This is a genomic window from Sphingobacterium sp. Lzh-3 (genome assembly GCF_046764375.1).
Classification (GTDB): domain Bacteria; phylum Bacteroidota; class Bacteroidia; order Sphingobacteriales; family Sphingobacteriaceae; genus Sphingobacterium.
Genome location: NZ_CP177226.1, coordinates 5,333,807 through 5,355,807, shown reverse-complemented (window position 1 = coordinate 5,355,807; position 22,001 = coordinate 5,333,807). Strand labels below are relative to the sequence as shown.

Annotated in this window: 17 protein-coding genes; 10 read left to right on the top strand and 7 right to left on the bottom strand. The window is 40.7% G+C overall.

Going from position 1 to position 22,001, the window contains the following annotated elements; genetic code table 11:
• Positions 1 to 58 precede the first annotated feature (58 nt).
• On the top strand, positions 59 to 886 hold the full coding sequence (locus ACLCDV_RS22655; protein WP_411972284.1) for an energy transducer TonB: 828 nt from the start codon (positions 59 to 61) through the stop codon (positions 884 to 886).
• 11 nt (positions 887 to 897) lie between these two features.
• Entirely contained in the window at positions 898 to 2,202 is a 1,305-nt protein-coding gene (locus ACLCDV_RS22650) for a bifunctional folylpolyglutamate synthase/dihydrofolate synthase (protein WP_411972283.1), read from the top strand.
• Positions 2,203 to 2,314: 112 nt separating this feature from the next.
• Here ACLCDV_RS22650 and ACLCDV_RS22645 read toward each other — a convergent pair whose 3' ends face one another.
• Both ACLCDV_RS22645 and ACLCDV_RS22640 read right to left on the bottom strand, forming a co-directional pair.
• Complete coding sequence (locus tag ACLCDV_RS22645) at positions 2,315 to 3,334, bottom strand: asparaginase (RefSeq protein WP_070561234.1); 1,020 nt, start codon at positions 3,332 to 3,334, stop codon at positions 2,315 to 2,317.
• Between the two features lie 12 nt (positions 3,335 to 3,346).
• Positions 3,347 to 4,114 (bottom strand): TatD family hydrolase, encoded by a 768-nt coding sequence (locus ACLCDV_RS22640; protein WP_070561233.1) that lies wholly within the window; start codon positions 4,112 to 4,114, stop codon positions 3,347 to 3,349.
• Between the two features lie 362 nt (positions 4,115 to 4,476).
• Here ACLCDV_RS22640 and ACLCDV_RS22635 point away from each other — a divergent pair, with 362 nt between their 5' ends.
• The 3 genes from ACLCDV_RS22635 to ACLCDV_RS22625 are packed head-to-tail and all read left to right on the top strand — an operon-like array spanning position 4,477 to position 8,013.
• Complete coding sequence (locus ACLCDV_RS22635; RefSeq protein WP_411972282.1) at positions 4,477 to 5,871, top strand: TolC family protein; 1,395 nt, start codon at positions 4,477 to 4,479, stop codon at positions 5,869 to 5,871.
• A gap of 1 nt (position 5,872) precedes the next feature.
• On the top strand, positions 5,873 to 6,829 hold the full coding sequence (locus ACLCDV_RS22630; protein WP_411972281.1) for an HlyD family secretion protein: 957 nt from the start codon (positions 5,873 to 5,875) through the stop codon (positions 6,827 to 6,829).
• Between the two features lie 11 nt (positions 6,830 to 6,840).
• The gene (locus ACLCDV_RS22625) at positions 6,841 to 8,013 is read left to right on the top strand and encodes an ABC transporter permease (protein WP_411972280.1); all 1,173 of its coding nucleotides are present in this window, start codon (positions 6,841 to 6,843) and stop codon (positions 8,011 to 8,013) included.
• Positions 8,014 to 8,093: 80 nt separating this feature from the next.
• On the opposite strand, the gene ACLCDV_RS22620 is transcribed toward ACLCDV_RS22625, so the two are convergent.
• The 3 genes from ACLCDV_RS22620 to ACLCDV_RS22610 form a co-directional block, all read right to left on the bottom strand.
• The gene (locus ACLCDV_RS22620) at positions 8,094 to 9,116 is read right to left on the bottom strand and encodes an FKBP-type peptidyl-prolyl cis-trans isomerase (protein WP_333577594.1); all 1,023 of its coding nucleotides are present in this window, start codon (positions 9,114 to 9,116) and stop codon (positions 8,094 to 8,096) included.
• 23 nt (positions 9,117 to 9,139) lie between these two features.
• Positions 9,140 to 10,150, bottom strand: a complete 1,011-nt coding sequence (locus tag ACLCDV_RS22615) for a DHH family phosphoesterase (protein WP_070561228.1) — start codon at positions 10,148 to 10,150, stop codon at positions 9,140 to 9,142.
• A 118-nt stretch (positions 10,151 to 10,268) separates the two neighbouring features.
• Positions 10,269 to 12,908 carry a hypothetical protein gene (locus ACLCDV_RS22610; RefSeq protein ID WP_317669525.1) on the bottom strand — a complete coding sequence of 880 codons (2,640 nt, stop codon included), beginning with the start codon at positions 12,906 to 12,908 and terminating at the stop codon, positions 10,269 to 10,271.
• A gap of 412 nt (positions 12,909 to 13,320) precedes the next feature.
• On the opposite strand from ACLCDV_RS22610, the gene ACLCDV_RS22605 reads away from it, so the two are divergent.
• The 5 genes from ACLCDV_RS22605 to ACLCDV_RS22585 all read left to right on the top strand — a co-directional run bounded on the left by ACLCDV_RS22605 (position 13,321) and on the right by ACLCDV_RS22585 (position 19,726).
• Entirely contained in the window at positions 13,321 to 13,710 is a 390-nt protein-coding gene (locus ACLCDV_RS22605; protein ID WP_046672738.1) for a DUF423 domain-containing protein, read from the top strand.
• A gap of 242 nt (positions 13,711 to 13,952) precedes the next feature.
• A complete protein-coding gene (priA, locus tag ACLCDV_RS22600) occupies positions 13,953 to 16,436 on the top strand; it encodes a primosomal protein N' (protein ID WP_411972279.1) in 2,484 nt (827 codons plus the stop codon).
• A gap of 234 nt (positions 16,437 to 16,670) precedes the next feature.
• Positions 16,671 to 17,327: a protein-L-isoaspartate(D-aspartate) O-methyltransferase gene (locus tag ACLCDV_RS22595; RefSeq protein WP_411972278.1), complete on the top strand. Its 657-nt coding sequence runs from the start codon at positions 16,671 to 16,673 to the stop codon at positions 17,325 to 17,327.
• Between the two features lie 105 nt (positions 17,328 to 17,432).
• Complete coding sequence (locus tag ACLCDV_RS22590; RefSeq protein WP_411972277.1) at positions 17,433 to 19,256, top strand: MutS-related protein; 1,824 nt, start codon at positions 17,433 to 17,435, stop codon at positions 19,254 to 19,256.
• A gap of 68 nt (positions 19,257 to 19,324) precedes the next feature.
• Positions 19,325 to 19,726, top strand: coding sequence for an acyl-CoA thioesterase (locus ACLCDV_RS22585; RefSeq protein WP_104383990.1), 402 nt, complete (start codon positions 19,325 to 19,327; stop codon positions 19,724 to 19,726).
• 161 nt (positions 19,727 to 19,887) lie between these two features.
• On the opposite strand, the gene ACLCDV_RS22580 is transcribed toward ACLCDV_RS22585, so the two are convergent.
• Together ACLCDV_RS22580 and ACLCDV_RS22575 are read right to left on the bottom strand one after the other, a co-directional pair.
• Positions 19,888 to 20,262: a DUF779 domain-containing protein gene (locus ACLCDV_RS22580; protein WP_317669531.1), complete on the bottom strand. Its 375-nt coding sequence runs from the start codon at positions 20,260 to 20,262 to the stop codon at positions 19,888 to 19,890.
• Positions 20,263 to 20,381: 119 nt separating this feature from the next.
• Positions 20,382 to 21,884, bottom strand: a complete 1,503-nt coding sequence (locus ACLCDV_RS22575; RefSeq protein WP_411972276.1) for an aldehyde dehydrogenase family protein — start codon at positions 21,882 to 21,884, stop codon at positions 20,382 to 20,384.
• Positions 21,885 to 22,001 lie beyond the last annotated feature (117 nt).

Here is a 22,001-nt window from a genome sequence, read left to right as displayed (position 1 = left end):
GAAAAATTAAACTTTTTTTAAGTTTATTGGTCAGCTATTAATATAGGAGATTAATGCGATGAGATATCACCTTCAACATGAAGAAAATAACTTCCCCAAAGCATTGGGGATATCGACTTTGGTCATGGCATCGTTGCTCTTGATTGCATTTTTTGTTGTTTTTAAAGCGCAGGCACCTGATAACATTGGTATGGGTGGGTTGATTGTTAATTACGGTACTTCAACTGAGGGAATGGGAGATGACTATATGAGTGTTGAGGAACCATCGGTGGATCCCAACGCCAATAATGAGCGCCCTGACCGTATTGATCCTGTTGAAACACCTACCCCAACTCCAACGCAGCAAGTTGCGGAGAAGGCGGTTGTCACACAGGATTTAGAAGACGCCCCTGCGGTAACAAAAACGGAAAAGAAAGTCGTTGCAAAAGCACCGGAAACCACCAAAGAAGTGAAAGAAGTGGCACCACAGGCCAATGCCAAAGCACTTTTTAAAGGCAATAAAAATAACGGCACTGGGGCTGGTGATGGTACGGGGACAACTCCTGGAAATCAGGGGTCCAAACTGGGTGATCCTTTAGCAAGTAACTACGGCGAAGGGGGATCTGGCAACGGTAACATGATGTTGTCTATTGAAAACCGAAGTTTTACGCAACGGCCAAGTATTGACGATAATGGACAGCAAGCTGGAAAGGTTGCTGTGGAGTTTAGAGTGAACAAGCAAGGCATTATCACCTATGCACGTGCTGGTGTAAAAGGAACGACGATTACCGATCCATCCTTGTTGGAGAAATGTGAGCGTGCTGTACGTGGCGCTAGGCTAAACCAATTGCCAAATGCTCCCGACTCCCAAACAGGACGGATTGTATTCAATTTTAGATTAAGATAAAAATCATTCACATGAATGCTTATAATGAGGCAATCGAGTATCTCTATACTCGATTGCCTATGTTTACAAGGGATGGCGCCTCTGCCTTCAAAAAAGACCTTGACAATACCATCAAACTTTGCGCTGCTTTGGATAACCCACAGCGAAAATTCAAAACATTACATATTGCCGGTACAAACGGTAAAGGATCCACCTCCCACATGTTGGCCGCTATTTTGGCCGAAGCAGGATATAAGACGGGTCTCTATACTTCGCCACATTTACTGGATTTCAGAGAACGTATTCGTGTCAATGGTCAGTTATGTGAGAAAGAATTTGTTGTTGATTTTGTCAATACCCATCGCGAGCTTATAGAAGAAGTCAGTCCATCGTTTTTCGAAATTACTGTAGCCATGGCTTTTGATTATTTCGAGAAGAATAAGGTTGATATCGCTGTCATTGAAGTCGGCCTTGGTGGGCGTTTGGACAGCACCAATATTATTCAGCCTTTGCTGTCGGTAATTACCAATATCGGTTTTGATCACATGAATCTTCTTGGTAATACACTGGCGGAAATTGCTGCTGAGAAGGCGGGAATTATCAAAAGAAATACACCTGTCGTTATTTCGGAATATGCTGAAGAGACAGCAGCCGTGTTTTTGGATAAAGCAGCGATCGAGCATGCACCGATCCAATTCGCTTCCGACAACTATGAGACGAAAATGCTGGGCGTGGACCAAGATTATTTGACGGTACAAGCGACGGATACGGCAGGTCATTCAGCAGACTATCAACTGGATTTAAAGGGCTCCTATCAGGTCAAGAATCTCGCCGGCGTCCTGTTAGCTGTTGATGAATTACGTCAACAGGGCTTTGAGATCAGTGATCAACATGTGCATCAAGCGCTAAAAAATGTGCAGGCAACTACAGGAATTCAGGGCCGATGGCAACAATTGTCTAAGGATCCATTTATCATCTGCGATACAGGGCACAATGAGGACGGAATTCATGAAGTGCTCAAAAATCTGGCTACAACAACGTATGATAAATTGCACTTTGTGATAGGTGCCATGCGCGATAAGGATTTATCACATATGTTGCCTTATCTACCCAAGGATGCAACCTACTATTTCTCTGCTCCGGATATGCCGCGTGCAATGCCATCCGAGGAGCTGCGGAAAGAAGCTATGGAATTTGGTCTAACGGGACTTGATTATGCATCGGTAGGAGCTGCATTTGATGCAGCAAAAGAAGCGTATCAACAAGGGAACCTTATTTTTGTTGGCGGAAGCAATTTTGTTGTTGCGGAAGTGCTTGCTCGTTTGACACAGGAATAAGAATATCACCTTTCTCGCAAATAAATCTGCGGGAGGAATTCATAGAAACCGATCACAAAAAGGGAGCTGCGTGAAGTGCAGCTCCCTTTTTGTGATTTTGTGCCGTTGGTCATTAGTCATTGATCGTCAATTCACCACGGATATCCTTTTCAATCCAATAGGCGACCTCTTTTTGATCTTCTAACTCGCCTTGAAGATACATTAATTTGGTTACTGCCGCTTCGAATGTCAGGTCGTAGCCATTGAGCACGCCGATGGATTTAAGTCCTTGTGAAGTCTCATAGCGACCTAATTCAACAGAGCCTACTTTACATTGCGAAATGTTGAGGATATTTTTACCTTGTTCAATTGCTTCTTTCAATAGATCCAGAAACCAAGTGTCGGTGGTGGTATTGCCTGACCCAAATGTTTCCATCACAATGGAACGGACATCGGAGTCTAAGACGGCTTTGATCGTTTGTGCAGAAATTCCGGGGAATAATTTCAATACCGCAACGCGATTGTCCAGTTTGGTATGTAGGATAAATTCTTTATCAATATTATTTAATAAAGCATCTGTATTATATTTGAGGTGAATACCTGCTTCAACCAATACGGGATAGTTTGGCGATCTAAAGGCCTCAAATTTGGCCGAATTATATTTAAATGAGCGATTGCCACGGAATAATTTATTGTCGAAAAGAATGCATACCTCTTGTATGATAGATACGCCATCTTGTTTTGCTGAAGCAATTTCAAGGGCTGTCATCATATTTTCCCGCGCATCCGTTCGGATCTCTCCGATAGGCAGCTGAGAGCCAGATAAAATGACCGGTTTTTGGAGTCCCTCCAACATAAAGCTCAATACTGATGCTGTAAAAGCCATTGTATCGGAACCATGCAGAATAACAAAACCGTCGTAATCTGCATAGTTATCCTTAATAATTTGTGCCATTTCAATCCATATCTCGGGCTTCATGTTGGATGAATCGATAATGGGTTCGAAAGAGTGCACGGTCAGCTTATAGTCTAAGCGACTTAAATCAGGGAGATTACGTTTGATCAATTCAAAGTCGAAAGGAACGAATGTTCCTGTTTCATCTTTAACCATTCCAATGGTCCCACCTGTGTAGATAATAAAGATATTATGCATTGAGTTTTGAAATTATATACCAAATATACGTTTTGAATTTTCTGTTGTGATTTCGGCTACCTTCTCGACGGAGATCTGGTGAAGGTCAGCTACTTTTTGTGCGACGTAAACCAAATAGCTACTTTCATTTTCTTTACCGCGAAAGGGGACAGGAGCCAAATAAGGTGCATCTGTTTCCAGAACAATATGTTTTAAATCGATTTCTTTGACCACCTGATCTAAGCCCGCTTTTTTAAAGGTAACGACTCCGCCAATACCAAGCGCGAAACCTAAATCGATAGCCTGTTGGGCCTGCTCCAGGGAACCGGTAAAGCAGTGCAGAACGCCAAATAATTTGTCGTCGTGAAGTTCTTCCAATAATTCGAACAGTTCAGTGAAGGCTTCCCGGCAGTGGATATCGATCGGTAAATTTAATTCCTTAGCCCATTGAACCTGAGTTCGAAAGGCGTCTTTTTGAATTTCAAGTGTGCTTTTATCCCAATAAAGATCCAGTCCGATTTCACCTATGGCATGGACTTTGTGTGTTTCCAAGCTCTTTCGGATGGTTTCTAACTCTTCCACATAGTTTTCCTTTACATCGCATGGATGTAATCCAAGCATGGGAAAACAATGTTCTGGATAAGCTGCTACGGTATCAAATACAGGTTTTATGGAAGCGCTATTCACATTCGGCAAAAAAAGACGTTGGATGCCATTATCAAAGCAACGTTGTAGATGTTCTTGCAGTTTTTCGGTTCCTGCATGGTAATAAATGTGTGTATGTGTATCTGTAAGCAACATAGTTTTCTGCGTGGAAGCAGTGGGCTAGGGTAAAAACTTGTTTTTATTATTATCGAATAAAGTGGTAGACTTAATTACCAAAATTTCAATTCGCTCTCCAAAGATAACTTATTAATTAGCAAAAATGAAAATTAATACAGGATTCCTTCTACAGAAACGAATTCCTTTTTTTGTATCTTGGAAAAGCTAACAGGTGGAGGTCAGTTCTTCATGCCATGAATGCATAAGTGACGATTGTTATTGGCCGTTGAAAAGATACGTTTAATTAAAAAGAGTCAGAAGTCAAACATACCGTCCGATTTACTGTTAAACAGATAAAAGAGGCGGTTGTTGTCCTATTTTTATAAGAATAAATGAATCATATGATTAATAAGAAAGTATGCCTGGGTTTATTGACTTTGGCGTCGGTTATGTTTTTGAACAAACTACATGCGCAATCATTGATTGACCCATCGGTAAAAGATATTATTCAAAAAGCCTTTCAGACAAATAAAGAATTGAAATTGAAGGCTTACGAAGTCGATAAAGCACGTCTGGAAGCCGACGGGGTAAAAGCAAACCGGCTACCACATGTCTCTGCACTCGGATTATACGGTTATGTACATAGCAATGGGAGTATTGATATTCCTACGGTTAATATCCCTTTATTGAACCTCGGCTTGTTTGAAGGCGCAACAGGATTTAGTATGCATGGGCAAGCGGCCTATGCGGGGGTGTCTGTAAAGCAGATTATCTTTTCGGGATTACAGATTCCGAATGGAATAAAAGCATTGCAGGAGAAAGCTGTGGCTCAACAATATTTAGAATCGGCCGGTCGAGAAACACTTTCAAAGGATATTATTGCTTCTTTTGATCAGCTGATGTTGTTGGATGAGGTGGATAAATTGATTGTCGATTCTGAGAAGCGATTAAAGAAAGAACAGGAAAAGGTGAATAAAGCGATTCAAAATGGCCTTGCAATACCTTATGATAGAGATAAGTTGAAATTAGCCTTGCTGGAGCTGGAAGAGAAAAAGGTAGAGGTTTCTGGCAATCGAGATTTGTTGTGCCAAAAGATCGAACAGGAAACAGGGGTGTCTTTTCAGGAGGTTGGCGGAATTCATTATGGACTTAAACCTATATTTTTGTCGGAGCTACCCCGTGATGTCGAACAAAGGTCTGAGCTTAAAGCGCTCGATGCTTCGTCAAAAGCATATGAGTACCTGTATAAAAAAGAAAAGGGGGGAGCTCTTCCTGCTGTCTTTGCCTTTGGATCTGCGAACTATCTGAATGTATTCAACTCCAAACTCACGGTGAAAGACCAGCCGCTATTTGGTACCGTCAATTTACCGCTTAATTCCATAAAGGGCAGTCCTAATTTATTAGTCGGAGTAGGGGTCAAATGGGATCTCTATACGGGTGGGGAGCATCACAATAAGATTAAACAAGTTAAACTTGATCAAAATATCAATGTCACCAAACGGGAAGATACAGCGGAAAAGTTAAATCTTTTGCTGAGCAAGAATACGGTCACTTATACGACTGGAAACCAAAAGTTGAAAGTGGGGGAACAGCAGCTGAAAGTTGCGGAAAATAACCTTTCCATGGCTGTTAAACAGTACCAAGCGGGCTTAATAGATGTTACAGAGTTATTGGCTGCTGAAAACGATTGGTACAAAGTTAATTTGGGTTATTTTAACAATGTTTTGCAGCAACGTACAGCTGCAGTTGAATTACTACATACATCAGGAAAATTATTACAAACTATACATGAGTAACATGAAGAATTTATATGGGATATTATCTCTGTCTATTTTTGTTTCTTGTACAAATCAAGTGAAAGAGAAGCCTATTGAAGGCAAGGTGGAGCGAGAGCAAGTGACGGTTGTGACAAAGGTTCCGGGGAAAATTGCGAAGCTTCTGGTTGAAGAGGGTGACTTTGTGCATGCGGGTGATACCTTGGCTATTTTGAGTATTCCCGAGGTAGATGCGAAAGAAGAGCAGGCAAAGGGAGCGCTGCAGTCTGCTGACGCTCAATATAATATGGCCGTTAAAGGGGCTACGAAAGGGCAATTGGTACAATTGCAGGCAAAGGTAGACGGACTAAAGGAACAATATGAATTTGCGAAAAAATCAATAGGTAGGCTGAATGCCCTTTTGCAGGACAGCCTGATTCCACAACAAAAGTACGACGAGACCTACGCTAAATTTCAGGGGGCTAAAAATCAGTATCTTGCAGCACAAGCTGAATTAGCTGAAGCAAAAGGTGGAGCTAGACAAGAACAGCAGATTATGGCCTTGGGGCAAAAAGAACGTGCGCTGGGAGCAGTATCTGAAGTTAATGTCGCTGCCCAGGAGAAATATATCATTGCTCCACAGGACATGAGTGTGGAAACGATTAATCTGAAAGTCGGTGAATTGGCGATGGCAGGCTATCCGATTATCAATGGCTTCCTTGATCGATCAACTTATTTTAGATTCACACTGCCTGAAAATCAAATCGGAAAACTCCAAAAAGGCGCTGCTGTAGAAGTAGAAATTCCCTATTTGAATCACAAAAAGGTTAAAGCAAAGGTGATTAGTATCAAAGCCTTAAATTCGTACGCAAGCATTGCCTCAGCTTATCCTGATTTCGATCCGCAACAGGCTGTGTTTGAATTGAAAATTGTTCCTGAAGATGCTGCCGGTAGCAAAGATTTGTTAACAAAAACGCTTGTGGTTCTCCATGCGAATTAAAGAGCTTGACTGTGAAAAAATTTTTAGAATTGATCCAACGGGAGTTTAAGCTCTTCTTCAATAATAAAGTGCTATTGATGCTTTTTCTAGGTGCACCTGTATTGTATGGTGTCTTGGTGGGGCATGTTTATAAACAAGGTAAGGTAACTCAGATGCCGGTCATTGTGGTTGATGAGGATAATAGCCCCTTAAGCAGTTCATTTATTGATATGCTTTCAGATAATGAGAGTATTGAAGTTGCCCGTGTATTACCGTCCTTATTTGATTCAAAAGATATTGCTATGCACTATGAGGCAACTACGATTGTACATATTCCCAAGGGTTTTGCATCCGGAGTACAACAGGGGCGTTTGCCCGAAATGACTGTTTTTGTAGACGGTGCCAATACATTGACCTCCAATACCGCCATGATGGCTGTCAATGTGTGTGCCTCGACGTTGAAAGCGGGCATACAGATTCAGGCGCAAATGAAACGTGGTGTTCCGGCAAAGATCGCTGCACAGCAGTACGAACCCTTTAAGACAACTTTTGTTAAGCAGAATATTCGAAGTGGAAATTACCTGTATTTTATGCTACCGGGAGTGCTAATTACTGTGCTGCAGCAGGTATTGCTCTTAGGCTTGGCTTTATCTTTTTCCTCAGAATTTGAAGGCAATACATTTCCGGATCTTGTACGTAAAATCGGTAATCCCATCGGACTTATTCTTGTTAAGATATTACCTTATGTTTTGATGTCGGTCGGTATCCTGGTTTTATATTGGGGTTTTGGCCAATATTACCGCATGCCTTTACAGGCCGAATTTGGTCGCTTTGTACTGTGCACTTTCGTCTTTTTGCTTGCGGTATGTTTCATTGGTGTTTTGGTGAGTATTATACTGCCCTCACAATTGAAATCTACCGAGGTACTCATGGTTATCGCGACGCCAGCATTTATCTTAAGTGGCTTTACCTGGCCGTCGAGTCTAATGCCAGGATGGGTACAGGCTATTGCCAATGTTATTCCGTCTACGCACTACCTTCGGATTTTTAGGTTACTGTTTATTCAGCATGCTGAAAATTATCATACCGATAAGGCACTGATCGCATTGACCATCATCATGATCATCAGTTTTATATTGGCGGTAATAATACTATGGTTGAAAATACGAAAGATAAAAAAAGAAGATAAGAAGGTTAGCGCATAGTGAATAAAAAATACGAACAACAAAAAAGCGGTTTCATCTCGATGAAACCGCTTTTTTGTTAACTGAAATTTACAGTCGAATTATTTTTTTGCTGCAGGAGCTTTAGTTGCCGGAGCTGTTGTCGTTGGAGCAGTAGTTCCTGTAGGCGCTACCATGCCTGGAGTTGTTGCTGTAGGAGCAGGAACTTTTCCAGGTTTGATATCCAATACTTCTACTTCAAATACTAAAGGAGCATATGGAGGGATAACACCTGAAGGGCGATCGCCATAAGCCAAAGATGAAGGAATGACTAAAGTTGCTTTTGTACCTTTGTTAAACAATTGGAATGCTTCAGTCCATCCAGGGATCACACCATCAACACCTAATTGGAATTTTAATGCTTCATAAGGACGTTGAGGGTTGAAAATTTTCTCTTTTTTAGCTACATCTGGAAGGTTTGTGTCAAATACTTTTCCTGTAGTTAATGATCCTACATAGTTCACGTGAATAGAGTCACCTACTTTCGCATTTGTACCTGTTCCGGGTTTAGTAATTACATATTGAAGACCTGAAGCTGTTTTCGTTGTTTTCAAGCTTTTATCCTTGATGTATTTTTCAAGTTTAGCTGGTTCAGCTGCCTTGTGTTTGTTCAATTCTTCTTCAAAATATTTCTGAACTTGTTCACCCAATTGTTGGTCTGTTAACTTTCCTTTTTTGAAGTGTTTTTTGACTTTGATCGAATAAACAATGAATTTATCTGCAAACTCTGGTTTTGGTTGATGTGTTTTAGCAGCCATAGAATCCAAATTGATTTTGAATACCAAGCTATCGCCTTCACCCACATATTTGAATAAGCCTGTAGGGTCACCTGGATTTTTTGCAATGATACTATCTGGATATAATTGAACGATCTGAGGGACTCCCATGTCATACGTACTTTGCATTGTAGAATCTCTGTCCGTTTTCACAACCATGTCAAGTGCTAATAAATCGCCTGATACTGCTTTTTCTTTTGCATTATCATCCACGATTTTATACTCAAGACCACCTTCAGCCTTTTTGAATTTTTGGCATGACGTCATCAAAAGACCGGCAGCCGCGAAAAATAGAATTGCTTTCTTCATTTTCTAATGTATGTTACGATATCTTATTTTGTTAATATTTCTTTATAATTTGGTAAAACCGATTTGAATTTGGCAATTACTGCTTCAAGGCTTTCTTTCGAATTACCTCCCGAAGCGTTAAGGTGCCCACCTCCATTGAAATACAATTTACAGATCTCATTGCAAGGAACTTCTCCAATCGAACGCAAAGATAGTTTAATTTGTTCATTTCTGTCAATAATTAAAGCAGCCAATCGAATTCCTTTGATAGAAAGGGCATAATTGACTAATCCTTCGGTATCACCGGTGATCACTTCAAACTGAGTGAGATCCGCTTTGGTTACATGGATAATGGCGGTGTTATATTCATGGATAACCTCTAGACGATTCAATAGACAGAACCCTAAGAATTTCAGGCGGCTTTCTGACGAGCTATTATAAATCTCTTCGTGAATAGCCCAGTTTTGTGCACCGCAATCAATGAGTGATGCAATGATGCGGTGAATTTCAGCAGTGGTAGAACGGAAGCGGAAAGAGCCCGTATCGGTCATAATACCGGTATATAGGCATGTCGCCATGTCAGCACTGATATGGTCTGGATCTTGCATCTCATGGACTAAGAAGCGATAGATCAATTGTGCAGTCGCTGCAGCAGATGGATCCCAAAATGCGTAGTCTTCAAATCCTTCCGGATCTAAATGGTGATCAATCATGCATTTGATTCCTTTCGCTTGACGAATAGGTTCACCCATTTCGTGAATCCGGGCAAGGCCATTAAAATCTAAGCAGAAAATGAATTCAGCTGCGTCAATCTGTTGATTGTGCAGGTCAATATCCTGCGTATAAATTTGTACATTTTCTAAGCCAGGTAACCAATCCAAAAAGGCTGGAAAGTCTGACGGTACAATGAGATTTACGTGGTGTCCTTTCGCGGTCAACCAAAAATATAATCCTAAAGATGAACCCAATGCGTCCCCATCTGGTTTGTAGTGCGTTGTAATTACAATACGTTTTGGTTCAGCTAATAATTCTTTTAATTCTTCCGATTTCAGCATAGTCATATTAAGTCTGCAAACCTACTATAAAAAAATTAGATTAGACAAATTTTTTATAAAGATCTTTTAGCATCTTATAGCGTTTGGTGTTGATTTTAAAAAATTGAATTTCAGGTATTTAAAACTTATATACGTAGATCTTGAAATCCCGCTTCATGCAGATCAAATAATTGGCATTGTCGCCGTAGTTAATCGGTCCATAATAGAACTTTGAAAAACCTTCTACAGGGAATCCCTCCTGGACCAAGCCATCGGATCCGAAAACATAAATCATGCGGTTGTCAGTTCCAACACCTATGATATCAGATTTACCTATTCGTTTAAAAAACAGCGGTCTGTTACTGGCCTCTTCGATGAATTTATATTCAAAGTAGGAAGACGAGTCTCTTGAACTGTAGGCATTCAGTTTGTTGTTGGCTAGAATAACAAAATCTCTGTCAGCACCACCGCTAATATCTTCAAAATTAAAGAACGCATCTTTACCCCAATCACCTAGTTTTATTTTTTTGGTTTCGCCTTCGAAAGGAATTTTGAATACGCTGCCTTTATTGTTTGCCAAGTAAATGAAGGAGTTTTTTTCATCCGACGCCGCAACTAAACCAATTGGATTTTTAACACTTTCCCCATCGGTATCCATTGTTTTTTTACGGATGATCTTACCATTTTGATCGAAGAAATACACGGAAGCAGTGCTTGTACCGGCAATAATATAATTTGTCTGTCCCAGGCTGGTTGTTTTTAGATCGAATAAAATTCGGCCATCCACGCTATTATTTTCAAAGCCCTCCACTTTTTTGCCATCCAGGGTATACGCAAGAATGCGGTCTGTTGCCGGAATGTAAATACGTTGTTCTTTATTGAAGGTGGCGATTGCAGCTCCGTAAGTTGCCGAGTATGGAAGTTCAACGGAGAAGCCAGTTCTGTTTTTACCATCGGGCATAAAGCGATATAAGCGGTTTTTTGTAACGGCGACAATACTGAGATCCTGTAACTGAATTGGCTCGCCCAAAATTTCACCTTGGAAGAGGTTTTGCCAGAGTTCTTTTCCATCTGGCGAAAATGCATGTACCGTATGATCTTGTTCTTGAATCAGGATAAACTTGTTCTTCCCATCTTGATCGAAAATCCAAGGTTTATTGATAATTCGGTTATCCAGCTGGACTGTCCATTCTGGTTTGCCGCCTAATCTCGTATCACTCTTAAAGAGGGCATATAAACTAGACGAAAATGTGCCCTGATTGCCACTCAACTGGTAAGACCAGGAGTAGAAATTTTGAAAGCCATATGCATCCTCATCTTTAAAGTTCTTTGCAAAGTCAGCTTTTAAGTTATCTAGAATATTGCTTTTACCAGCTTTAGGTTCTAAATAGAAAGTCACGTTGCTGCGGCTATTCTGCAATGCTGCATGATTTTTGAAAATAGCCGTTCCGGAAAGAAATTGCTTTTCCCGGAAAGATTCCCGATAATCTCTCAAGATGCCCGTCCGTGTAGCTACCACCATAATGTTATCTACAATGGTAAAATAGGGTCGGGTAAAGCTTTTGAAAGGTTCACCAAATAGCGCATGTAAGAGATTCGAATATTTAAATTGATAGATTGAATCACCTACAGATGAGCTGAATTTCTTGAGATTATCAGCAAACTGCGTTGAATCCGAAATGCTGATCAAACCTATTGCATCCTGATTATCCAATTCCGCGAGCGCAAATTCATCGTTGAAAATTGGCGCGATGATACTGTCAAATGATACTTTGCTGTCTTCTTCAAAGTTCTTTATACTTTTAGCCAATCGGCCGTCTTCTTTTTGCTGTACCAACAAGGCTTTCAGTCCACTGCGAAAACTATGGGGATCTGAAATACTAAAGTCTATATAAGATGCAGCATTTTTAGGCAGATAATTCCCCAGAGCTTGCACTTGAGCCGTCTGCGTTGCAAATAACTGTAGGTAGCTATTTTTGCTCGCCGTGAGATCTGTTTCACCCTTAAAAATAAAAGCATCCTTTTTGAAATTCATATTCCAGGACGTTTGGCCCTTCAGCGAATCGATTAAGTTGAGATAAGTGCCAAATTTGGATTTCATCAATATTCGAGCAATTTGCGACAATTGTTCATTGAAAAAATAGAGACTAAGTGGCGTGTTTTTATTGTTATGGTTTACGAAGAACTCGATTTGTTTGGTACTTATTTTCTTAACCTGTTTATCAAAGATCTGGGAAAGTACCTGTTTGGAGTAGCTGGCGAAAATGATTTCGTGGGAATAAGCGCAATAAAGTGTACTATCCTTGCTGCCTTGATTAAGCCCATAAAATCGTTGCCCTAAGGTGTCAAAAGGTTGTATTTTATAGTTTTTACCGACGTTTTCAAGCAATGTTGCCAGCGAGTTATTATCAATGCTTTGACCAACCTGAACGCTGTATAACGGAGTAATTTGGTCTTTTTCCTGGTGAAAAGAGAGTAATATTTGCTGCCCCGCTACAAGAGGCGCTAACTGTTCACTACGTAATAATTCGTCTTTAAGACGCTCCAGGTTGCCAAAATTGCGTTGACCTATAATGGCTTTAAAGAGCTCATAGTCATTGAAGATCGTATCTACAGTCTGATCATTGGCAAAGGAGGCAATTGCTAATGTACTTTCAGGAAGATATTGTAAAGCTTTAGAATCTTGTTTATTGTTTTTATTGAAGTCTCCAAAAAGATAGATCGTGGCCGCGATGACCGCGATGAATAATATAACAGTGATGATGATTGTTTTTTTCATCCTTTTTATTTTTTTCAATGTCTGATAGGAACTCGAATAAATCGCCACTACCACGCTGGTCGATACGATTAAAAATCGAGTTTTAGCAGAACAACTATTTATGAGGTACTTATTTTCTTGTCAGCAGATAAGTACACTAAACTTGTTTTTTTAATGGTGATGAAGCCATCATGCGGCAGATGTTTATCAAGGATATGCAAATCCTTTGAGCTGTTCCAATATTTCTGTGAGCAGCACGATGCTCATGATGATCCATACGTAAAACAAACCTAATAAAAATATATGGGAAGAGATAGAAAATCGTTCCAATAATGCGCCTTTGTAATATAATTTTAACAAAAAATTCCTTATTTTGCTCTGTTTTTAATACATTTATCGCTAGAAACTCATTTTCAGCATTCACTTTAACATAATGAATAAGAAAATCATTTTAGCCGCTTCGTTGTTGGGAGCATTAGCTGTAATATTAGGCGCCTTTGGTGCTCATGGTCTAGAAGGAAAGGTAAGTACATATCATATTGAAACTTGGAAAACTGCAAATCAGTATCATTTCTATCATACCTTCGCCCTGTTATTTTTATCCACTTTTTCGCGAGCAAAGACGTACTCCATTAAAGTATCATTTATAGCTTTCCTCATTGGTATACTTTTTTTCTCGGGATCGTTATATGTCTTAAGCGTGCGCGAAATAACCGGCTTTGGAAATCCGTCTATTTTAGGACCTATCACCCCTTTGGGAGGATTGTCGTTAATCGTTGGCTGGGTTGCATTATTTATTGCTGCACTAAAAAATAAATCGTAATCGTATTTAATTGCCTATGTTCATACGAAATCATATTCGTATCTCATTATAACGGAGCCTTCTTGAATAGATTTCAGGAAGGCTTTTTTAGGTTACAATTGACTGGCCTATGCTTTCTTGTTTTATTCCACTCCGATATCGCTTTGAGGCCGCATGGTTGTTGTCGGTTTTATGTATCGCCGGGGTCGTTTGACCTCTTTTCCTGAAGGTTTTTTTGTACTTTTATACCATAATTTGAATTTATGTCCAATCCACAATCTACGATTTTTAGTGAAAGAGATACGCTGTTTGTTGATGTGGTCCTACCACTAGCATTGGCAAGAACATATACTTATCGTATTCCGCTTGACTGGAATGATCGTGTGCAGGTCGGTGTACGTGTCATTGTGCAATTTGGAAAGAATAAGATCTATTCTGCGGTTGTGAAGTCAATTAGTCAGGAAGCACCAAAGCACTATGAAGCAAAGTATATTTTGGACATCATAGATGACAAACCCATTGTCAATTTGGCTCAATTTAAACTTTGGGATTGGCTAGCCGATTATTACATGTGTAGTTTAGGCGAGGTCATGCAGGCTGCGCTACCTTCGGCATTGAAGCTGGCCAGTGAGACCAAAGTCGTTTCATCGATTGCGGCAGATTTTGACCGTTCTACACTTTCAGATAAAGAGTATCTTATCATCGAGGCTTTGGAGGTGGCGGGAGAACTTAAAGTCAATGATATTGTGAAATTGCTGGGACAAAAAACAGTCTTCCCCATAATGAAGCAATTATTTGACAAAGGAATTGTTCTGATTTCTGAAGAGATTACAGAAAGATATAAACCCAAGACCAAAGCATTTTTACGTTTTGCTCCCGACTTTAGAAATGAAGATGCAAAAAGAGAATTGTTGGATAGCTTAAACCGTGCGCCAAAACAACAAGATGCGGTATTGGCATTTATGCAGCTGGTCAAAAAAACCGAGGAGATCACGCGGCCCATGTTGGCTGAGGCCTCGGGCTGTGGTAACGGTGCTATTACGGCTTTGATTGACAAAGGTGTTTTTGAAATAAAGGAAAAGGTTGTATCCCGGTTCCAGGGGGAAGATATCGAACTGGATGCCAATTTTCAATTTAATGAAAACCAGCAAAGGGCCTATAATGAAATACAAGAGTCGTTTGAAGAGAAGGAAGTTACCCTGTTGCATGGTGTCACAGCTTCAGGAAAAACACAGCTTTATATACGGCTTATCGAACAAGCAATCGCAGCGGGAAAATCAGCCCTATATCTACTGCCTGAGATTGCGCTGACAGCACAGATTACGGCGCGCTTAAAGCTGCACTTTGGCGATAAATTGGGGGTGTACCACTCCAAGTTTAATGATAATGAACGTGCCGAGGTATGGCATAAAGTAATGAAAAATGAATTTCAGGTCGTGATTGGGGCCCGTTCTTCAGTTTTTCTGCCATTTCAGGATTTAGGGATTATCATCGTTGATGAAGAGCACGAAAGCTCCTATAAGCAGTTTGATCCAGCCCCACGTTATCATGCCCGCGATACGGCTATTTACCTCGGGTTTCTACATCAGACCAAAGTGCTACTGGGATCAGCGACGCCTTCTTTGGAAAGTTATTACAATGCCAAGGCTAAGAAGTATGGTTTTGTGCAACTGCTTGAGCGTTATGGCAACGCACAATTGCCAAGTATTGAGTTGGTGAATATTCCCGAAGAAGGAAGAAAAGAAAATATGTTTTCCTATTTTTCTGGCACCTTGTTAAAGGCAATTGAAGAAGCCGTAAAAAATAAAGAGCAGGTTATATTATTTCAAAATAGACGTGGGCACACGACAATGATCCAGTGTAATACCTGTGGATTCGTTGCAAAATGTGTCAATTGTGATGTCAGCTTAACCTATCACAAGAGCTCGAATATGATGCATTGCCATTATTGTGGTCATGTGGAGCCTCCACTTCGTGTTTGTCCGGCCTGTGGAATGCCGCATATCGAAAGTAAAGGGTTCGGTACAGAACGGGTAGAGGAAGAGCTTGAAATCCTGATGCCCGAAATTCGCATCGGTCGGTTGGATCTAGATTCCACAAAAGGTAAATACGGTTTCGACAAAATTATCACGGCTTTTGATGAGCATGAATTTGATGTTCTTATTGGAACGCAAATGGTCGCTAAGGGGCTCGATTTCGGAAGAGTAAGCCTCATCGGTGTTGTCAATGCAGATACGATCATTAACTTTCCGGATTTCCGTTCGTATGAACGATCTTTTTCGTTGTTTTCCCAGGTAGCAGGACGCGCAGGTCGGCGTGAAGCCGGAGGAAAAGTGATTATCCAAAGCTACACCACGAATCATCGGGTGTTAGAACAGGTGGTCAATAACGATTATGAAGGGATGTTTATGACAGAAATTACAGAACGAAAAAACTATCTTTATCCTCCTTTCTACCGTCTTATTCGGATTGATATTAAACATACGGATTTTCAGAAATGCTATGATTCGGCCAATCGTTTTGCCTCGGCGCTGCGTCAACAATTGGGCGCAAGGGTATTGGGTCCGGAGCCGCCTTTAGTTTCACGCGTGCGGAATAATTTTATCCAGACGATTACCTTGAAGATTGAACGCACAAATATTAGTATTGCAAAGGTCAAGGAATTGATCCGTTCGGTTCTCCTGGATTTTGAAATAGATAAAACCAATGCTGGTGTACGCGTTCAGGTCGATGTAGATCCATATTAGTGACAGCTATTACTGGTATTAGCTTTTAAGGATTTGCGTTCTTGGTAAAGTTAAATCACATGTGTTTATAGCTTTTTTTGCGATCAAATTTAAGAAGTTAGCTCAGATTGGGTATAAGGGCAGATGATTTGGAAAATAAAGCAAATTGACTTGAAAATGTGTACTGTATTGGTATTGAATTATTTGTGATTAATTCTGCTTAATATGCCTTTTAAAAGGTAAATTTGAAACATCATGGCGTACAAGTTTATTGATAATTATCGAGAGAAAGGTGCTCGTAAGAAATTGGTTGAACATCTTAAAAGCCGGGGGATTGCGGACCAGAAAGTATTAGATGCCATTGGCAAGGTACCACGTCACTATTTTTTTGATGAAACATTCTGGAATCAGGCCTATCGGGATATTGCTTTTCCAATAGGTGACGGGCAAACAATTTCACAGCCGTATACCGTCGCCTATCAATCTGAACTGCTTCACGTCAAAAAAGGAGATAAAGTACTGGAAATTGGCACCGGATCCGGATACCAAACCTGTATCTTATTGGAACTTGGGGCAGAGGTGTATACCATCGAACGTCAGGAAAACCTGTATCATCGAACAATTCAAGTATTGCCTTACATGGGCTATAAACCGAATTTCTTTTTGGGTGATGGCTCCAAGGGAATTGAAGAGCACGCTCCTTATGACAAGATCATTGTAACTGCAGGTGCGCCATTCGTACCAGAGGTTATGTTAAAGCAGCTGAAGATGGGCGGAATTTTTGTGATCCCTGTAGGAGACGAAAAATCACAAAAGATGATGACGATCATTCGGGTAGGTGAAAATGATTTTGACCGTATCGAATTGGATACTTTTCGCTTTGTTCCTTTGGTGGGAGATCAGGCCTGGTAGGATATCCATTCAACCAGCTTAAACGACTTCCCCCAAGGTCTTTAAGCGACGCTAAAACATCCATGATTAAATTGAAATGAACGTGAAAGAATAAATATTCACCTTATGACCCCAACTGCAATATTATATGACCAGAAGCATCGCGAAATCGCTTCAGCTGTCCTCAAATTAAATAAACAAGTCAATACGCTCAGCTTGTCACGGCTATTTGTGATACTCGGTGGCGGAGCGTTATTATTTTATACCTTTCAACTGGAAAGCCTTCCGCTGGTGTTTTGCTGTTTTTTTGCATTATTGTTCCTATTCGCCTATCTCGTGCGGAAGCAGAGCCAGCTAGAGCTTCAGAAGAACTATTTTGAAGCCTATCTGAAAGTTTTGGCAAATGAACAGGCCTTGGCAGACGGAAAATTAAATATGTATGATCATGGCCAGCATTTTGAAAACGGAGCTCATCCTTATAGCTCTGATATGGATGTCTTTGGAACATACTCCTTATTTGCACAGATAAATCGGGCAACGACCAAACAGGGGATTGATCTTTTGGCTTCTTGGCTTGATGCACCTCTCCAAAGCCATCAAATTCAACGCAATCAAGAGGCTTCCCAGGAACTGGAAAGTGAATCGGAATGGATATGGGATTTTCAGGCAAAGCTTTTGGCCAATCTGAACCATAAATTGGATATCAAAGCATTTTTGATAAATTACTTTCAAGACCGGAATTTTCAGTTCGGAAATGCTTCCATGAGATTCTATGTCAAAGCAGGCCCCATTTTATTTTTAGTTGCTTTAGTGGGCAGCTTTTTCTTGCCGAAATTGGCTGGAATTGCAACATTATTGGGCTTATTTCATGTTCTCTGGGCATTGGCAAAAGCGGGGAGTGTGAGTATGTTTTCCTCGCGGATAGACAAGATCGGTGGTGTACTGGGATCTTACGCAGACGCGATTCAATCTATTGAAGACCACGCATGGAAGTCTATTGCAATGCAGGGAATTGCTGGAGAGCTTAAACAAAACCAGGGTACTGGATCTATTTCCCTAGCCTTTAAAAAACTTGCTGGTCTTATTAACAATTTGGATGCCCGGAATAACGTCTTTGTTGGGATATTTCTAAACCTGTTTCTGCTTTGGGATTTTAGACAGGTATTGGCTATTGTTGACTGGAAGAATAAGTACGAACACGAGATTCTAAATTCATTCGATACCTTAGCTAAGGTTGAGGCTGTAACTAGTCTTGCCATTTGGAAGAGAAACCATTCGTCGTACATTTATCCAGTAATTTTGGATAACCCACTGGAAAATAAGATTGACGCGCAAGGGGTATATCATCCATTGATTCCAAGCAATCAGGTCGTAGCCAATGATTACAGTAGTATAGATCATCGAGTTGCTTTGGTGACAGGTTCAAATATGGCAGGAAAGAGTACGTTTCTGCGGACAGTTGGTATTAATGCAATTTTGGCTTATGCCGGAGCTGCGGTTGCTGCAGCTTCTTTTCAGCTCCCGATTTATAAACTGATATCCTATATGCGAATCAAGGATAATCTGAATGAAAGTACGTCGACCTTTAAAGCTGAATTGAATCGGATGAAATTTATATTGGATACAGTTTCAGCACATAGCGAGAGTTTTTTCCTAATCGATGAGATGCTTCGTGGGACAAATTCTGTCGACAAATATCTTGGCTCCCGTGCAATCATAAAGAAACTGGTTCGATTGGATGGTAAAGGCATGGTGGCTACACATGACTTACAGCTGTCCAGTTTACAAGAGGAATTTCCGGGAGATATCAAAAATTACCATTTTGACATTCGTGTTGACGAGGGTCAGATGCTGTTTGATTATAAGCTGAAGATAGGAGAATGTAAAATATTCAATGCTTCGCTTTTATTGAAAGGTATAGGAGTGGATATCGACGAAAATATGGAATAAAAATGACGGAACTGGAGCTAGATTGGTTTACATTTGTCTCCTCTTAAATCCACTTAATAAAAAAATAAATGACTTTACAAGAACGTATTGATTTATCAGAAACACACGTCTGCACGACCGTGTTTCCGTTTTTGACGAATCATCACGATACTTTATTCGGCGGCAAGGCGATGTCCATTATGGACGAAGTATCGTTTATGGCTGCAACACGATTTTGCCGCAAAACGTTGGTGACTGTGTCGACAGATCGTATAGACTTCAATAAGGCAATTCCTTCCGGAAGTATTATTGAAGCTATCGCAAGGGTTCAGAATGTAGGCCGGACCAGCTTGAAGGTGAAGGTCGAGATATTTTTGGAACATATGTACAAGGAGGGAAGAGAACTGGCCATTGAGGGTGTTTTTACATTTGTTGCCCTAGATGAAAACAAACAGCCAATTCCAGTCCTTGAAGGCTTGGATATTGAATAAAATTTTAGCTTCCGAATGTGGAAACTCAAGGGAGAATTTTTTAAAATTATAACATCGAAAAAGGGACGCATCTGCGCCCCTTTTTTCTTTGAGAGAGTGATCCAAAAATTCTATAGGTCATCTCTACAGTGTTGTGTTCTATGGTGTTTTATGCTTTTTAGTCATTCGTTTCGCTTGATTGGGCTGAGATCATTAAGCTCTTCGACTGTAAATAGGCGATAATGAACTTTGAAAGTTTTACCCAGTGGAGTTTCCAATGAGAATCCTCCGGGACCAAACCCATCCAGTACATCGAGGGTGAAATGTGCATGTTTCCAATATTCAAAGAGATCACGATCCACCCAGAATTCATATCCCTCAGCTAATCCGATCATGGCGTCATTCGTCCTTGGAAAATACCCTCCTTCCTCAAAACACTGTGGTTGCGTACCCTCGCAGCAGCCTCCGGCCTGATAAAACATTAATTTACCATGCTTCGCTTCAAGTTCATGAATGAGCTCCTTTGCTTTTTCAGTGATGTCTAATCTATTAATCATGGTGAAATCCGTTTCTATATTTTAGCGTTGGTTCATATGAAATTAAGCGGAAGGGGCAGCATTTGCTCCCCCTAAACTCGGGTACTAAGCTGTTCGAAAAGTATACCCAGTTTTTTTAGTTAAAAGAAACCAAGTTTTTCTTTACTGTAGGAGATCAACATATTCTTGGCCTGTCTGTAATGGGCAAGCATCATTTTATGGTTTTCCCGTCCAATTCCTGATTGTTTGTATCCGCCAAATGGAGCACCGGCTGGGTAGGAGTGGTAATGATTTACCCATACGCGTCCAGCTTGTATAGCACGTGGAACCTGATAAAGCTGATGTGCATCTCGGGTCCATACACCTGCTCCGAGGCCATACATGGTATCGTTAGCGATGGCAATTGCTTCTTGTTCGTCTTTGAACGTGGTCACTGCAAGCACGGGGCCGAAGATTTCTTCCTGGAAAATGCGCATGCTATTATCTCCTTTGAATAGGGTGGGTTTGATGTAGTAGCCTTCTTCAAAACCAGCACCAACTTTGTTTTCATCTCCGCCAGTCAATACTTCGGCTCCTTCTTCTTTGCCAAGTTTGATATAGGACATGATCTTATCTTTTTGAATCTTCGATGCCTGAGCACCCATCATTGTTGTTGGGTCTAATGGATCCCCAACTTTGATCTGATTAACCCGATCGATCACTTTAGCAATGAATTTTTCATAAATATCCTCCTGGATCAGTAGGCGAGAGGGGCAGGTGCAAATTTCGCCCTGGTTGAGCGCGAATAATACCGCCCCTTCAATTGCTTTGTCCAAAAATGCATCATCTGCATCCATTACCGAACTGAAGAAAATATTGGGCGATTTTCCCCCCAATTCCAGGGTTACCGGGATGATATTTTCAGTCGCATATTGCATGACCAAACGTCCTGTTGCTGTGGAACCTGTGAATGCTGCTTTGGAAACCTTTGGATTGGTGACCAAGGAACGACCAAGCTCTGCGCCGAAACCGTTGACGATATTGACCACTCCGGCAGGAATCAAATCACCGATGATTTCCATAAGAACAAGAATAGATGCTGGTGTACTTTCAGCAGGTTTTAACACGACAGTGTTCCCTGCAGCAAGGGCCGGAGCTAGTTTCCATACAGCCATTAGAATCGGGAAATTCCATGGAATAATCTGTGCAACAACCCCGATTGGTTCGTGTACAATCAGCGACACCGTATTGCTGTCCAGTTCGCTTATGGCCCCCTCTTCAGCACGGATTACACCAGCAAAATACCGGAAATGGTCGATGGCTAATGGGATATCCGCATTGAGTGTTTCACGTACCGCTTTTCCGTTGTCTATCGTTTCAACGGCTGCGATATATTCTAAATTAGCTTCAATGCGGTCAGCAATTTTATTGAGGATAATACTTCGTTCTGTAGCGGATGTTTTTCCCCAGGTTTCAAAAGCTTTGGCTGCAGTGTTGACAGCGAGATCCAGATCTTCTTTTGTTGAATGGGCAACTTGAGTAAACACTTTTCCGTCTACCGGCGAGATATTATCGAAATATTTTCCTTGAATTGGTGCAACAAATTTACCACCAATGTAGTTGTCATATCGTTCTTTGAACGATGGTCTTTTAATTGCGCTCATATGGTTTATTATTAATTATTTTTATTCCCTTCTTATCAAAGTTAGCCAGCAATTATTCAATAGCGTAGCAGAATTGATCCAAAACATAGCACAATTGTGGCAGATGAATTTCGACTA

Bases quoted from the DNA above. Each gene is read 5' to 3' on its own strand.
- ACLCDV_RS22655 (WP_411972284.1), top strand. From the start codon at position 59: ATGAGATATCACCTTCAACATGAAGAAAATAACTTCCCCAAAGCATTG.
- ACLCDV_RS22650 (WP_411972283.1), top strand. From the start codon at position 898: ATGAATGCTTATAATGAGGCAATCGAGTATCTCTATACTCGATTGCCT.
- ACLCDV_RS22645 (WP_070561234.1), bottom strand. From the start codon at position 3,334: ATGCATAATATCTTTATTATCTACACAGGTGGGACCATTGGAATGGTT.
- ACLCDV_RS22640 (WP_070561233.1), bottom strand. From the start codon at position 4,114: ATGTTGCTTACAGATACACATACACACATTTATTACCATGCAGGAACC.
- ACLCDV_RS22635 (WP_411972282.1), top strand. From the start codon at position 4,477: ATGATTAATAAGAAAGTATGCCTGGGTTTATTGACTTTGGCGTCGGTT.
- ACLCDV_RS22630 (WP_411972281.1), top strand. From the start codon at position 5,873: ATGAAGAATTTATATGGGATATTATCTCTGTCTATTTTTGTTTCTTGT.
- ACLCDV_RS22620 (WP_333577594.1), bottom strand. From the start codon at position 9,116: ATGAAGAAAGCAATTCTATTTTTCGCGGCTGCCGGTCTTTTGATGACG.
- ACLCDV_RS22615 (WP_070561228.1), bottom strand. From the start codon at position 10,150: ATGCTGAAATCGGAAGAATTAAAAGAATTATTAGCTGAACCAAAACGT.
- ACLCDV_RS22610 (WP_317669525.1), bottom strand. From the start codon at position 12,908: ATGAAAAAAACAATCATCATCACTGTTATATTATTCATCGCGGTCATC.
- ACLCDV_RS22605 (WP_046672738.1), top strand. From the start codon at position 13,321: ATGAATAAGAAAATCATTTTAGCCGCTTCGTTGTTGGGAGCATTAGCT.
- priA (WP_411972279.1), top strand. From the start codon at position 13,953: ATGTCCAATCCACAATCTACGATTTTTAGTGAAAGAGATACGCTGTTT.
- ACLCDV_RS22595 (WP_411972278.1), top strand. From the start codon at position 16,671: ATGGCGTACAAGTTTATTGATAATTATCGAGAGAAAGGTGCTCGTAAG.
- ACLCDV_RS22590 (WP_411972277.1), top strand. From the start codon at position 17,433: ATGACCCCAACTGCAATATTATATGACCAGAAGCATCGCGAAATCGCT.
- ACLCDV_RS22585 (WP_104383990.1), top strand. From the start codon at position 19,325: ATGACTTTACAAGAACGTATTGATTTATCAGAAACACACGTCTGCACG.
- ACLCDV_RS22580 (WP_317669531.1), bottom strand. From the start codon at position 20,262: ATGATTAATAGATTAGACATCACTGAAAAAGCAAAGGAGCTCATTCAT.
- ACLCDV_RS22575 (WP_411972276.1), bottom strand. From the start codon at position 21,884: ATGAGCGCAATTAAAAGACCATCGTTCAAAGAACGATATGACAACTAC.